Raw genomic sequence first — 15,374 nt, forward strand, 5'->3', positions numbered from 1 at the left:
TTTTATTAAAAAGAGCGCTTCGTTATTCATTTAACGTTGCATATTTTTAGCTTCGATGCTCATTGTAGCATGTGGCACTAATTTTAATCGTTCTTTATCGATTAATTTACCTGTCACTTTACATAAGCCATAGGTCTTATTTTCGATGCGGATCAAAGCGTTTTTTAAATCTCTAATGAACTTTTCTTGACGAATAGCCAATTGAGAATTCGCTTCTTTAGACATCGTTTCACTACCTTCCTCAAATGCTTTAAATGTAGGAGATGTATCATCAGTCCCATTATTTAAATCATTCATATATGCACTTTTGATTAATTCTAAATCAGCTTGTGCTTTTTCAATTTTAGCTTGAATCAACTCTTTGAATTCTGCCAGCTCTGCGTCAGAATAACGTACTAATTCGCCAGTCTCTTTCATAATTTTAATTTTATTTTAAAATTAATACTCGTGTTTTCAGCTCATCAAACTCTACATCCACTCCGTTTTCTAGCGTGTCTACAAATTCTAATGTATGAGTTAATGTTTCAGATTTTATATAATCTTCATTAGCCAAAACAGCTTCTCTTATTTCTACTACATCTTGCAATGTAACTTTTACTTTGTCTGTTACTTCGAATCCACAGTCTTTACGAATATTTTGGATACGGTTTACTAACTCTCTGGCAATTCCCTCTTTGCGCAATTGTTCTGTAATTGTAATATCAAGCGCAACGGTAATACCTCCTTCATTAGCCACTAACCATCCTTCGATATCCTGAGAAGTAATCTCTACATCCGAAAGTGTTAATATAATACTTTTTTCTGTTAATTTTAAAACTATTTCACCGTTTTTCTCAATTTCGGCAATATTCTCTTGGTTGAAGTTTTGTATTTCCTTAGCAATCAAGCCCATATCCTTACCAAAACGCGGTCCTAATGTTTTAAAATTAGGTTTAATTTGTTTCACTAAGATACCTGAAGCGTCATCTAACAGTTCAATTTCTTTTACGTTTACCTCCGCTTTGATCAAATCTTCAACAGCTTGAATCTCTAAACGCTGATTTTCATCCAAAATTGGAATCATAATGCGTTGTAACGGTTGGCGTACTTTAATCATTTCTTTCTTGCGAAGCGATAAAACTAAAGAAGAAATAATCTGTGCTTTATGCATTCTGCTTTCTAACCCTGCATCGACAAATGAAGCATCGAATTTCGGGAAATCAGCCAAATGTACGGATTCAAAATTTTCTGAATTCGTGATTGATGTTAAGTCTCTGTAAAGTCTATCCATAAAGAATGGAGCAATAGGAGCACCTAATTTAGCTACTGTAATCAAACACGTATATAACGTTTGATATGCCGCAATTTTATCTTGTGCATATTCCCCTTTCCAGAATCTTCTACGACACAAACGCACGTACCAGTTACTCAAGTTTTCTGTTACAAACTCTGTAATTGCTCTTGCTGCACGTGTTGGTTCATATTCTGCATAGTATTCATCCACTTTTTGCACCAATGTATTTAATTCTGATAGAATCCAACGGTCAATTTCAGGTCTGTCTTGAACAGGAACCTCTGCTTCTGCGTATTTAAATCCATCAATATTAGCATACAACGCAAAGAAGTTATACGTATTATATAATGTACCAAAGAACTTTCTACGCACTTCTGTAATTCCTTCTAAATCGAATTTCAAGTTATCCCAAGGATTTGCATTCGATATCATATACCAACGTGTCGCATCAGGTCCGTGTTCAGCTAGCGTTTCAAATGGATCAATCGTATTGCCTAAACTCTTCGACATTTTCAATCCATTTTTATCCAATACTAGTCCGTTTGACACTACGTTCTTATACGCTTTTGTATCAAATACCAACGTTGCAATCGCATGAAGTGTATAGAACCAACCACGAGTTTGATCCACACCCTCAGCGATGAAATCTGCTGGGTATGCCCCATTTTGATCCACCAATTCTTTGTTTTCAAATGGATAATGCCATTGTGCATACGGCATTGCACCAGAATCAAACCAAACATCGATCAAGTCAGATTCGCGATACATTGGTTTACCACTTGGCGAAACTAAAACGATACCATCCACTACATTTTTGTGTAGGTCGATTTTGTCGTAGTTTTCTTCTGACATATCACCAACAACAAATCCAGCATACGGATTATCTTTTTGGAGTCCTGCTTGTTGAGATTTTTCAATCTCCGCCATCATTTGTTCTACTGAACCAATGATTAATTCCTCTGTTTTATCCTCTGTTCTCCAGATTGGCAATGGGATACCCCAATAGCGCGAACGAGATAAGTTCCAGTCATTGGCATTTTTCAACCAATTTCCAAAACGTCCTTCTCCAGTTGCTTTTGGTTTCCAGTTTATCGTTTCATTCAATTCGAACATACGGTCTTTTACCTCTGTAATCTTGATGAACCAAGAATCTAAAGGATAGTACAATACCGGTTTGTTGGTTCTCCAACAATGTGGGTAACTGTGTACGTATTTTTCTACTTTGAATGCTTTATTCTCTTCTTTTAGTTTAATTGCAATTTCAACATCTACTGAACGTTCTGGTGCAGTTCCTTCATCATAGTACTCATTCTTCACATACTTACCACCTAACTCTTCACCCATTTCTTTCACAAAACGGCCTTGTAAATCAACTAATGGCACCGGGTTTCCTTCTGCATCTAAGATTAACATAGCAGGTACTTCTGGAGTTGCTTCCTTTGCAACCTTCGCATCATCCGCTCCGAATGTAGGGGCTGTATGTACGATACCTGTACCGTCTTCTGTTGTTACGAAATCTCCAGCAATTACTCTGAAGGCATTTTCAGGATTTTGATAAGGCAAGGTATACGGCAATAATTGCTCGTATTTAATTCCAACTAAATCAGCTCCTTTAAAATCTTTCACAACCAAATAAGGAATTTTCTTATCTCCCTCTTTGTATGCGTTTAATTCTTCTTCTGTTTCTACTGCAGCAAATTTTCCAGCGAATTGTTTCCCTACTAAAGGCTTCGCTAAAACAACCTGAATCGCTTCACCAGTATACTGGTTGAATGATTTCACCAAAGCATAATCAATTTTTGGTCCCACTGTCAAAGCTGTATTCGAAGGCAACGTCCAAGGAGTTGTCGTCCACGCTAAGAAATGGATTGTTCCAAAACCTTGTAAAAAGGCAGGTAATGTAGCTTCTATCGCTTTAAACTGTGCAACGATAGTCGTATCTGTTACATCTTTGTATGCACCTGGTTGGTTAATCTCATGAGAAGACAAACCTGTACCTGCTTTTGGCGAGTATGGTTGGATAGTATATCCTTTATACAATAAATTTTTATCGTAAATCTGTTTCAACAACCACCATACAGACTCCATGTACTTCGGCTTATAGGTAACATACGGGTCATTCATATCCACCCAGTATCCCATTTGTTGCGTCAGTTCATTCCATAAGTCAGTATAACGCATTACTGTGCGCTTACATGCTTGATTATATTCTTCGATGGTAATCTTTACCCCGATATCTTCTTTCGTAATCCCTAATTCTTTCTCTGTCCCTAATTCAACAGGTAATCCATGCGTATCCCAACCTGCTTTACGCTTTACTTGGAATCCCTTTTGTGTTTTATATCGACAAAAAATATCTTTAATCGTACGAGCCATTACGTGGTGAATCCCAGGTTTACCATTAGCTGAAGGTGGTCCTTCAAAAAATACAAAAGGCTTGTTATCCTCTCTCGTACTAATACTTTTCTCGAATATGGATTGTTCCTTCCAAAACTCTAGCATCTCCGATGCTACCCCTGACATGTCAAGATTCTTATATTCTGTAAATTTAGTGCTCATCGTTATTATTCTACTATTTTTTAATCAATTGGGCGAATTTACGCATTTTCATTTAATTACATACCAAATAATTGCTACTAAAAAGAGCAAAAATTGACTGTTTTTTGTTTTTTGTGAGATTGGATGGTTGTTTTTTTTTATGGTGAGGCGGTGTGATGGTGAGGTGTGATGGCGGTGAGGGGGTAAGAAGGTGAAGTGGTGAGACGATGAGAAGGTGAGACGGTGAGCGAACCTCATAAAGAACAAACCTCACAAATCCCTATATCTACCTGTAAGAGAAGCACCTAAAGATGGTCAATGCTAGCAAAAAACGGGAAGATTATACTTGATTAATTCTTAACCCTATATCAAGAAAGGATTAGACTTTAATTGAAATCTAGTTACTTGGCAAATTGCCATTTGCCACTACGGAGTTTTACATCACACCACCTCATCGTCTCACCACCTCACCTTCTCACCTTCTCACCACCTCATCCCCTCACGAAAATACTTCCTTCAAAATCTCCAAAGATTTTGGTTTTCTGAAAGCCGTAAAATGCACTTCATAATATTTCATCAACAAGGCTAAAAGCGTTTTTCTATCTCGAGAAGAAAACACCTTTTGGTCCGACTCAAATCCTAAGTCTAGCAAGCGTTTGAACAAAAATGTTTCTTCTGCATCAAAACAATTTGCAACGTGAATATCAGTAAACACGCCTTCATACCAGTCGAAATAATGGCAATCCATCTCGGAGGAATCCGGATAAAATCCGAGGTATTTTGATAATTCAACCAAGAGCAACAAATGGAAATTTGCTGTTTCATCATGTGTATCTAGCCACAAGAGTGCTGTCTCGATAAACGAATAAAATTGTTCATCGCGTTCTTGTTCACTCACTACCATACTGAGAATCTCACTAACAAAGAGAGCAATGCTATTTTTTGAAAAGTCATAGTAGATACTGTGATAGACTTGATCGACTTTAATTTCTTTGAAGTACTCCATACCGCCTTTATTCTTGAAAGCGAATGTAATGTCCAACAACATCAAAGGTTGAAAATACGCTATTTTCTGTGCGTTTTTTCCTTTAGCAAACGCATTGCGAACGAAAAAGGTTTGAATCCCCACTTCTTTCGTCAAGCACTTCACTATCAAACTCTTATCTTGGTATTTTATAGCCTGTAATACAATGGCTTTTGTCTGTATAACCATTAACGAATAATCATCAATTTTTTAACTTTGGTATTGCCGTGATCAGCCGACGACACCATAATCAAATACACGCCTGAAGCTACTCTTTTACCATTAAATGCGTGTGTATCCCAAACCACGGTTCCACCATTCGAGGTTGCTTCAAAAACTAAATTTCCTTCAATATCAGTAATCTTTACTACAGAGCGATCCATTAACCCAACAATACGCACTTCACCAAGGTATTCTGGGCGAACAGGATTGGGGTAAGCATAGAATGAACTATTCGTATCTTGTCCTTCGGAAGTATCCGCCATAAAGGAAACAACCCCTAAGTCAGTGGCAAAAAACACTTCTCCAGATACGGGATCTGTAGCAATATCATTGATGGTATTACTAGGCAAAGGCGAATTATCTTTAGTAAAATGATAGATGACATTCTTTCCTGTTGCAGCGACTAAGAATACCCCTGCATCTGCAATGGCAACCCATTTCTGATTGGCACCATCCACCTCTATTTTTGTGATATACTGTTGATAAAACAATTCTTCTGCAATTCCATTTTCTTCAATCACGATATTGGTTGGCTGTAAACTCGTCGTTTGCAAAAATTGATTGACGTTTTGAATCACGCGCAATCCTTTATTTGTACCAATCCACAATTGATTGTTTTTATCTAACGCTAAAGCACTTACATTATCCGAAGGCAGATTACCCAAATCTGTATTCAATTTGGCTACACGGTTATTTTTTGTCTCATTAAATGCCGTTAATCCATCTTCTAGGGATGGGATCCACTTGGTTTCATTTTTATCCACCACTAAACGCCCATAATTTCCTCTTTTATAATCAAACATACCATAAGTCGAATAGTACGATTGCCATTTTTGATTGGCATCCATAGCCTTCAATGCACTAGACACAAAGTTATTCGTTACCCATAGTTTTCCTTGTTTATCAAACACAACCCCATTTACACGTACTGTTGCATAGCCTGGAGGAAAAGAAGGGTCATTGGGATCAATTTCCATATTCTCCAAGCCCGTAGTACCCGTATTTTCATGGTTAAACAAGACCACTTCACTATCTTGAATACTATTGTTCTTCCATTTTATTTGCAATAATCCTGAATGGTACGATCCTACATATAATTCTTTATCATTCTTCGGATTCAGCGCAGCATAGGTTAATGCACGTGCATCTTTCAATGCGCCAAATGGCAAAAACTCCCATCCTTTTTTCTTATTAAAGTAGCTTAATCCTTTGGCTGCTAAGGTAGGTACATAGGGGTTATACGTATTTTTATCATATCCTCCACTAATGAACCACGTACCCTCTCTTGTCGACAACAGTGAAAATACACGATTCGATTCTGGTCCATCAGGCGATAACGATTCTTTCTGTCCGTTTTTCGACATTTGAAATAATCCTGCTGAACTACTCGCAAAATAATACACCCCATTCACCTCAACAGCATCCACAAGATTGCCGTGCTGTATGGTTTCGATTAATTGATTTCCGCCTTGTAACATCAGCACTTGTGTCGGTGTAATCACCAGCAATTGTCCTTGCTCGTTTTCATTAAAATTTACAATTGGTTGCTTGGCTTCCGCCACCATTACGACTTGATTTGGTTGCGTTAATTCATAAAGGGTAGTCTCTTCTTTTGCACTCAAGAAAATCTTATCCCCTATTGCATATCCTTTTTCCCAATTTGATCCATTCTCCCAAGTAGTCCATTGTCTAAAATCAACCTTATTGGGATTTTGAAGTCCAATTTGTTTAATTCCCTCCGCTGTAATAGCCAACAAATCTTGATTTGTTGCTATGATATCCTTCACGATGCTATTTTTTCCATTGGCTCCAATATAATAGCTATCACCAAATGAATTGTCATTCATATTGAAGGCACTAATTCCGTAATTCGTCGCGATATATACTTGTCCCTTAACCTCTAAGAAAGCATTAATTCGACGTTCAAATACCTGTAAAGAGGGTTTATTTTTAATATCAGATAAGGTACGTATACGGTCATTTCTCAAATCAAAAACGAGTAAGCTACCATCTTCATTTCCAATTAATAGCTTTTGGTGTACCTCACTAAAATGCAAGGCTGTAATTTGATTGGTTTTTAATCCACTAATGGAGTTGTATACTTCAATATTCTGTTGATTGACTGAAAAACGCAACAAAGCGGAAGGCGTTGCTCCAAAAACGACATCGCGTCCTTTTGCAAGAGCCACGACCTCCGTATAAGAGAAATAACTATTCCACTTGTGATTATCTTGAGCCCAAAGGCTCGTAACCCCTAAAAGCAACAAATAAATTAAATGCTTGGTTTTCATACAGACTATTTACAATCAAACAAATATACTACTATCAAAAGAAATATAAACTCCTTCTTATCATTTTGGTTTTTCCATGCATTGAGGAGCTCATAGTAACTCTATCGACGCAAAATTTAAAGGTCTATTTTACAAAATAAAAAGTAAAAAATAAACGTTTTAACTAAACAAAAATACATTACCTTCCGTGTTAGAAAAAGCTTAACACAAAGCAATCAAATTTGGCAAGAAAATTGTAAATATGTCATTACTTAATACTATACCCCTATGAAACACCGCGTTTCTCTATACTTAGTAGGACTCAGCCTTTTGTGCAGCAGTTGCATCAAAGAGGAAGAATTAGACACTAATGCCGACATATTAGAAGCTTATATTCCAAGTGAATACCTCAAAATGGACCCGATTATCACGAATACATCGGTTGAATTTAGAGTAAAATCAAATGTAGATTTAGAGCATCAGTCGCCTTTTTTTATCATTTCTCCCAATTCAACCATGGATCCACCCAATGGAGTTACGCGTGATTTTTCAACTGCCCAAGAGGTCGTTATCACAGCCCAAGATAAACGTTGGCAAAAAAAATATCTGGTTAGCTTTACGAGTGATGAATTAAGTACCTATTACGATTTCAACAATGCCGAACTAACCGATCGAGATCGTTACTACCGCTTTTATGAAATTGGCTCTAATGGGGAGAAAATTTACGATTGGGATAGTGGAAACCAAGGATATGCTACGATTGCTGGTTCAACACCCGCAGAGGCCTATCCGACAACGGTAGCACCAGGTCGAAGAGGAGGATTAGCTGTTAAAATGCAAACTGTATATACGTCCAATTTTGCTGCGGCAACTGGAAATCCGATTGCTGCAGGTAATTTATTTTTAGGACAATTCAAACTCAACCCGTTTAATACATTGAAATCCACTCGTTTTGGGCTTCCTTATAGTGGTGCTTTGCCTCAGACCTTACGAGGTATCTATAAATACACGCCTGGAAAAGTAGTGACAGATGAGAATTATAATGAAGTACCTGGTGCACAAGATTCATTCGACATCTATGCCATTATTTTTGAACTACAGAAAAAAGACAACTACCTAACGGGTGATCATGCGTTTGCTGATCCTCGAAATGTAGCCATTGCACGCATCCCAGCAGAAGATCGCAAAGAAACAACAACATGGAGTACCTTCTCCATTCCCTTTACTGTCATTCCAGGAAAAACCTATGATCCGAACAAAGATTATATGATTGCCATTGTCATGACTTCGAGTATTGATGGGGCTGAATTTAAAGGAGCCATTGGCAGTACACTTTTAGTTGATGAAATAGAATTAGTTTATGAAAAAGAATAATATACTTCCGTCCTTATATCTGCTGTTGGTTTGCCTACTTGCATTCCCCTACCGTTCATTTGCTCAGTCACCAGACACATCAGCGATAGAACCAGCACCGCCCACTGTCTTTACAACATTCTTTACGAAGAATATGGACTATCAAGCCCGTGCGCAATTCAGCATAGGTGGAAGTACACCTTTGGGAATTCCAGCACAAATTCGCGAAATCAACAGCTACAATCCCACCTTACAAATGGGATTAGAGGTTAATGCAACTAAATGGCTCACGGATGATCAGACATGGGGAATTCGAACAGGACTGCGTTTTGAAGGACGCGGGATGAAGACAGATGCGCGAGTAAAAAACTACTACACACAAATTGACGGCGAAGAAGGCAAACAAACCAAAGGGTATTTTACAGGAAATGTAAAAACAAAAATGAAGAACTCTTATATTACTTTTCCTATACTCGCCGTATACAATGTCAATTCAAAATGGAATGTTTATGGTGGAGTTTATTTATCGGGACTCATTGATGGCGATTTTACAGGGTATGTATATGAAGGGGTATTACGGGAAGGTAATCCCATTGGAACGCCTATAGAATTTGAAGAAGATGCCAAAGGAGAATATGATTTCTCTTCCGATTTAAACCGCTTTCAATGGGGAGCAGAATTGGGATTTGAATATAAAGTGAATAATCAGTTCCGCTTGTTTTCCGATTTAAATTGGGGGCTCAATGGTTTATTCAAAAAAGACTTTGAAGCCATTACATTCAACATGTACAGCATTTATTTAAATCTCGGATTTGGCTATCAGTTTTAAGTAAAAAACGATGCCTTGTTTAAAATAGAGACTATAATCGAAAGATTGTAGTTTTTTTTATCCTAGACCTGACACCTTTTTGACATAAAAAAGAGTTTTTATCTTAATACTAATGAAAAAATTGAACATTTTTATTCATTTTAAGTATTGAAAATCACAATCTAACGAAGTAAAATGCAGAAAACGCGTATTCTCAACATTATAGCGTAAATTTGTAGATTAAAGGTTATGCAATCATTACGATTACATGATATAAACATTAATAAATACTAATTTCAACGATGAGAGATAAATACATTTTTCTTCTAACCCTATTGGTAGGGTTATTTTTTTCATCTTGTATCAAAGATGAAGCGTTAAATACGGAAGCTGATATCGTAACAGCTAAAATTCCAGAGAACCTTATAAAACTACCCGTAGAAATTGAAAATGACTTCGTTACATTTTATGTAAACGGGTATGCAGATATCACGCAACTGGCTCCTGAATTCACATTGACTGAAGGCGCTACAATAAATCCTGCCAGTGGGACAATGCGAGATTTCACAAACCCACAATTTTATACTGTAACTTCACAGAATGGTGCCTACTCAAAAACATATAAAATTAGCGTTTATACAGCTGAAATATCTAGTACATTTTCATTTGAAAATACCCGCATATTTTCAAATGGTGGGTTTTATGAATGGATAGAAGTTGATGGTGAAAAAGAAGCTAAAATATGGGATAGCGGAAATTCTGGATTTTATCTCAGTTTCTTGACGGATCCACAAAATAGACCTGACAAAGATCACATGATTACAACCATTGAACCTCAAGGAAAAATAGGTCAAGGAGTTCGATTAGAAACACAAAAAACTGGAAAAATGGGACAAGCTTTTGCGGCTATAGCTGCTGGAAACCTTTTTACTGGAAAATTTGAGACTAATATTACAAAACCAGAAGAATCGCCACGATTCGGAACCAATTGGGAAAAAGCACCAACCAAATTAACGGGATATTTCAAATATAAAAAAGGAGAAAAATTCGAAATACACAGCAAAGACGGACAAAGTAATCTAACGGAAGATACCTTTGACATCTATGCTATCTACTTTAAAAAAGATTCACCTAATGATTATCTAAAGGCAACACATGATTTTAGATTCATTGACAATCCTCAAGATGATCCACGTATTCTATCTTATGCAAGAATCAAACCGGAAGATCGAATTGAGACAGAACAATGGACCTATTTTGAATTACCTTTTATCACTATCGCAGGTAGAGCATATAATCCTGATGATGAATATATGTTAGCCATCGTTCTAACTTCTAGTCTTGAAGGAGACAAATACAATGGAGCTATTGGAAGTCGTCTCTCAATAGATGAAATTGAAGTGTTAACTGATCAAGAAATAAACAACTAATTAAAGAAACAAATGAATTTTAAATATATCCTTTCTGGGTGTTTGTTCTTTGTACTAGGAACAACCCTATATGCACAAGAAGCACAAGAAAACCCATCCTCTAAATTTCAAGCTTTTTTTACACAAAATATGGATTACCAAGTAAAAGCTCAATTTAGTATTGGAGGATCAGCTCCCTTGGGATTACCCCGTGAGATCCGCAGTGTAAAAAGTTACAACCCAGGTTTACAAACTGGGTTTGAAGCCAATGCAACAAAATGGGTGAACCAACAATGGGGAGTTCGACTAGGGGTTCGATTTGAAGAAAAAGGAATGAAGACGGATGCACGTGTGAAAAATTACTTAATAGAAGTAAATTCTGCTAAAGGTCCAAGTAGAGGATACTTTACGGGAGATGTTTACACCAATGTAAGCAATACGTATCTAACCTTTCCTATTTCAGCCGTTTATAATTTATCTGAAAATTGGAACTTATATGGAGGAGTCTTTTTATCTGGTTTAATTGATCGAAATTTTACAGGAAATGTTTCGAACGGTTACTTACGTGAGAATGCTCCAACAGGTCTAAAAGTTGAATTTAATGATGATGCTTCAGCTGATTTTGACTACTCTGATGATTTAAATCGCTTTCAATGGGGCTTTCAAGCAGGTGGAGAATGGAATCTAAACAGTCATTTTAGACTTTTTAGCGATGTAAGCTATGGTGCAAACCGATTGTTTAAAAAAGACTTCGAAGACATTTCTTTTAGCATGCACAACATATACTTGAACCTCGGTTTTGGTTATCAATTCTAAAATAAAAAAAACTCGATCTAACGATCGAGTTTTTTTATGTCTTTATTCCGTGAAACAAAGGAGTTTTTATTTCAAAACCTCTTTAGCAACAGCTCTAGTTCCATCTATTTGTTTCTCATCTATAGTTAATCCTAAGATTTGTGCAATCATCGGATAGATGTGTACATTCTCAAACGATTTTACTGTATTCTTCTCTTTGATATTCGGGCCAACAGCCATAAATAATGCGTGCATTTCTTTCACTTTTGCTGGATCAAAACCATGACTTCCTGCCAAAGGTCTATTCGTAAAGTAATACGGAGCATGGGCAGTCAATACGATATCCCCTACTCGATTATAACGATCATCTTTTGATCTGAAGTGATACTCTTGAGGTAAATTGTCTTTTAGATGCACCTCCATTAGTTTTGGATCAATGGATTTTTTTATCTTATCATACCACGTTTTAATCTTCTTCGGATCCTTGATAAATAAGCTGACATACGTTCCGTTAGAAGCCACTGCCATTTCTTTTTCATCAACTTCGAAAGGCAATTTTAATAGCGTTTTTTGATCCAATTCTAACATTCCATGATCTGAAACAATCACTAAATTAATTGGCAATCCTGAATTTTTAACTAAGGTATACAACTTTTCCATGGCTTCATCTACGTACTGAACCGCTTTTGTAGTTTCCTCTGCGTCTGGACCAAACTGATGCCCTGCATGATCTACTTCAGGCATGTAAAATGTAATGAAATGTGGTCGTTTTTCAGCGGGTAAAGTCAACCAGTTTTTTACCTGCATTAAACGGCTATCAATATCTGATTTTTCTGAATATTTATAATAATAGGTAGGCAATACCTTCTGAATCGGCGCTTCAGATCCTGGCCAATAGTAACAAGCACTCAACATACCTTGTTGTTCAGCTAGTACCCATAGCGGAGTTCCGCCATACCATTTCGCATCCGTAACAGCCTTTGCGTTACCCAATGAATAGCGCTCTTCTGTATTTCTATCATACATAGTATTTCCAACTAAACCGTGATGTCCTGGATACATCCCCGTTACAATAGAATAATGGTTTGGAAAAGTAACAGACGGATATGAAGGGATTAGCGATTCTGCCTTTGTTCCCAAACTTGCAAATTCAGCTAAAAACTTTGCGTTGTGTTTTTCTATATAATCATAGCGAAAACCATCCAAGGAAACTAATATAACATAAGGGCTTTCTTCCTTCTTTGCATCGTTTTTTCTTTCTTCTATAACCAGTTGCTTCTCTATTTCTTGTGCTTGTAAGGACAAACTTCCCCCTACGAGAAATAAAGTCATCAGGGATAATGCTAATTTTTTCATGTCTACTGAAATTTATAATTTCAAATATCACCAGATAAATTCACTCCCCCAAAGGAATTGTTTACTTTTAGCATTTAATTAAAAGATACGCCAGATGAAAACGATAGGAATACTAGGTTGTGGTTGGTTGGGTTTACACTTAAACCAATACCTTCAAGATAAACAATACACCATCAAAGGATCGACAACAAGTGAGGCTAAAATACCTGAATTACAGGCGGCAAACATAGATCCTTATCTTGTGAATTTACAGGAGCCAGACGAAGAACAAATCCAACTATTTTTAAAAGATGTAGACGTATTAGTCATTACTATTCCTCCCATTCGAGGAGAAGAAAGTGACTTGTATGCCCGTAGTTTTGAGCGATTAATTCCTTATCTCAAACAACAAGGCGTACAACAAGTCATGATGATGAGTTCTGTTTCAGTATATAGCCCTCAAGAACAAGAGGTAACAGAAGAAAGTGTAGACTACAGCAATGATCCTACAAGCAGGCAGATTTTAGCAGCTGAAGAGCTATTGCTGAATACCAGTGAAATTACAAGTTGCATTTTGCGCCTAGGAGGATTGTTTGGTCCAGATCGTAAACCGGTGCGCTATATTGTAAACCGTGGCGTTCTAGACAACCCCGATTTACCCGTGAACATGATTCACATTCGCGATATTGTAGCCTTTACAGCGGCTCTACTTGCCCAAGGACTAACCAACAATGCAATATACAATTTAGTATCCCCACATTACAAGAATCGCTTAGATTATTACACCCAAGAAGCGGAGGAATTGGATTTAACCTTACCTCCACTAGGAGAAAACGATTGGAAAACTTATCGCAAAATTACAGGTGATAAAATTGTTCAACAAACGGGTATACCGTATCAAACGCTATAAAAAAAGGAGGTTTAAAACCTCCTTTTCTATTTAATCTATATTCATTTCTGGAATATCTCCTTCAATAATTAGCGTTACTTCTGTTGCTTTGACAATATCTTCAACAGAAACACCTGGTGCTCTTTCTAAAAGCTTCATTCCATTTGGTGTAACTTCCATTACGGCTAACTCCGTAACGATCTTTTTTACACATCCTACTCCGGTTAATGGCAAAGAACATTCTTTTAAGATTTTTGATTCACCTGCTTTATTCACGTGCATCATCGCCACGATGATATTCTCAGCAGATGCAACTAAATCCATTGCTCCTCCCATTCCTTTTACCATTTTACCTGGAATTTTCCAGTTGGCAATATCTCCCTTTTCAGAAACTTCCATCGCTCCTAAAATAGTCAAGTCTACGTGTTTTCCTCTGATCATTCCGAAGCTCGTTGACGAATCAAAGAAAGACGCCCCTGCTAAGGTAGTTATCGTTTGTTTTCCTGCGTTAATTAAGTCCGCATCTTCTTCTCCTTCATAAGGAAATGGTCCCATCCCTAAAACGCCGTTTTCACTTTGAAAATCAACATTCATTCCTTCTGGTACATAATTAGCCACAAGTGTTGGGATACCAATACCTAGGTTTACAAAATATCCATCTTGTAATTCTTTTGCAATTCGCTTTGCAATACCTACTTTATCTAACATAATTTCTCTTTAAACGGTTGGTGGGTTACTTTCTTTGACGTACAGTGCGTTGTTCGATTCTCTTTTCATATTTTTCACCTTGAAAAATACGTTTTACAAAAATACCAGGCACATGAATTTCGTTTGGATCTAGTGATCCAATTGGCACTAATTCTTCTACCTCAGCAACTGTAATTTTTCCAGCACCTGCCATACATTCATTAAAGTTTCTTGCTGTTCCCTTAAAGATTAAGTTCCCTGCTTCATCCCCTTTCCATGCTTTTACAATAGCAAAATCTGCATCGAAAGCTTCTTCTAAAATATGAGGTTTTCCATTGAAAACACGTACTTCTTTTCCTTCTGCTACTTCCGTTCCATAACCAGCTGGTGTGAAAAAAGCGGGAATTCCCATCTTAGCAGCTCTACATTTTTCTGCTAAAGTTCCTTGTGGAGTCAACTCAACATTAAGTTCTCCTGACAGCATTTGACGTTCAAACTCTGCATTTTCACCAACATAGGATGAAATCATCTTATCAATTTGGTGTTTTTGCAACAACAAACCTAGACCAAAATCATCTACACCTGCATTATTAGAAATACACGTTAAGCCTTTAGTATTCTTGCGAACAAGCTCTGCGATTGAGTTTTCAGGTATTCCACACAATCCAAAACCACCAAGCATTATCGTCATATTATCTTGAACATCAGCTAATGCTTCCTGAACATTGGCTACTTTTTTGTTTATCATAATCTTTGGTTTAATTAACTGCT

At 37.0% G+C, this 15,374-nt stretch carries 12 protein-coding genes; 5 read left to right on the forward strand and 7 right to left on the reverse strand.

Annotated features, from left to right (window positions below):
- Positions 1-30: 30 nt before the first annotated feature.
- The 4 genes from ACUTSE_RS05205 to porZ all read right to left on the reverse strand — a co-directional run bounded on the left by ACUTSE_RS05205 (position 31) and on the right by porZ (position 7,348).
- Positions 31-417, reverse strand: a complete 387-nt coding sequence (locus ACUTSE_RS05205) for a TraR/DksA family transcriptional regulator (protein WP_002988912.1) — start codon at positions 415-417, stop codon at positions 31-33.
- 10 nt (positions 418-427) lie between these two features.
- Positions 428-3,832, reverse strand: coding sequence for an isoleucine--tRNA ligase (ileS, locus tag ACUTSE_RS05210; RefSeq protein WP_445639479.1), 3,405 nt, complete (start codon positions 3,830-3,832; stop codon positions 428-430).
- A 478-nt stretch (positions 3,833-4,310) separates the two neighbouring features.
- Positions 4,311-5,024, reverse strand: coding sequence for a DNA repair protein RecO (gene recO / locus ACUTSE_RS05215; protein WP_002988910.1), 714 nt, complete (start codon positions 5,022-5,024; stop codon positions 4,311-4,313).
- A complete protein-coding gene (porZ, locus tag ACUTSE_RS05220; RefSeq protein WP_445639480.1) occupies positions 5,024-7,348 on the reverse strand; it encodes a type IX secretion system anionic LPS delivery protein PorZ in 2,325 nt (774 codons plus the stop codon). The genes recO and porZ overlap by 1 nt, the downstream gene beginning before the upstream one ends.
- Before the next feature lie 267 nt (positions 7,349-7,615).
- Between porZ and ACUTSE_RS05225 the strand changes: the two genes are divergently transcribed.
- The 4 genes from ACUTSE_RS05225 to ACUTSE_RS05240 all read left to right on the forward strand — a co-directional run bounded on the left by ACUTSE_RS05225 (position 7,616) and on the right by ACUTSE_RS05240 (position 11,713).
- Positions 7,616-8,701: a PCMD domain-containing protein gene (locus ACUTSE_RS05225; protein ID WP_445639481.1), complete on the forward strand. Its 1,086-nt coding sequence runs from the start codon at positions 7,616-7,618 to the stop codon at positions 8,699-8,701.
- Positions 8,688-9,509, forward strand: a complete 822-nt coding sequence (locus ACUTSE_RS05230) for a porin family protein (RefSeq protein WP_445639482.1) — start codon at positions 8,688-8,690, stop codon at positions 9,507-9,509. Before ACUTSE_RS05225 ends, ACUTSE_RS05230 begins: the two co-directional genes overlap by 14 nt.
- A gap of 281 nt (positions 9,510-9,790) precedes the next feature.
- Positions 9,791-10,918, forward strand: a complete 1,128-nt coding sequence (locus tag ACUTSE_RS05235; RefSeq protein WP_353102250.1) for a PCMD domain-containing protein — start codon at positions 9,791-9,793, stop codon at positions 10,916-10,918.
- 12 nt (positions 10,919-10,930) lie between these two features.
- Positions 10,931-11,713 carry an outer membrane beta-barrel protein gene (locus tag ACUTSE_RS05240; protein ID WP_002988899.1) on the forward strand — a complete coding sequence of 261 codons (783 nt, stop codon included), beginning with the start codon at positions 10,931-10,933 and terminating at the stop codon, positions 11,711-11,713.
- A gap of 66 nt (positions 11,714-11,779) precedes the next feature.
- On the opposite strand, the gene ACUTSE_RS05245 is transcribed toward ACUTSE_RS05240, so the two are convergent.
- Positions 11,780-13,048 (reverse strand): alkaline phosphatase family protein, encoded by a 1,269-nt coding sequence (locus tag ACUTSE_RS05245; RefSeq protein ID WP_445639483.1) that lies wholly within the window; start codon positions 13,046-13,048, stop codon positions 11,780-11,782.
- Between the two features lie 94 nt (positions 13,049-13,142).
- Between ACUTSE_RS05245 and ACUTSE_RS05250 the strand changes: the two genes are divergently transcribed.
- Complete coding sequence (locus tag ACUTSE_RS05250) at positions 13,143-13,937, forward strand: NAD(P)H-binding protein (RefSeq protein ID WP_445639484.1); 795 nt, start codon at positions 13,143-13,145, stop codon at positions 13,935-13,937.
- A 30-nt stretch (positions 13,938-13,967) separates the two neighbouring features.
- On the opposite strand, the gene ACUTSE_RS05255 is transcribed toward ACUTSE_RS05250, so the two are convergent.
- Both ACUTSE_RS05255 and ACUTSE_RS05260 read right to left on the reverse strand, forming a co-directional pair.
- Complete coding sequence (locus tag ACUTSE_RS05255) at positions 13,968-14,624, reverse strand: CoA transferase subunit B (RefSeq protein ID WP_002988894.1); 657 nt, start codon at positions 14,622-14,624, stop codon at positions 13,968-13,970.
- A 25-nt stretch (positions 14,625-14,649) separates the two neighbouring features.
- Positions 14,650-15,351, reverse strand: coding sequence for a CoA transferase subunit A (locus ACUTSE_RS05260; protein ID WP_002988892.1), 702 nt, complete (start codon positions 15,349-15,351; stop codon positions 14,650-14,652).
- Positions 15,352-15,374: the final 23 nt, after the last annotated feature.

The sequence above is a fragment of the Myroides sp. TSA_177.3 genome, from assembly GCF_052691955.1.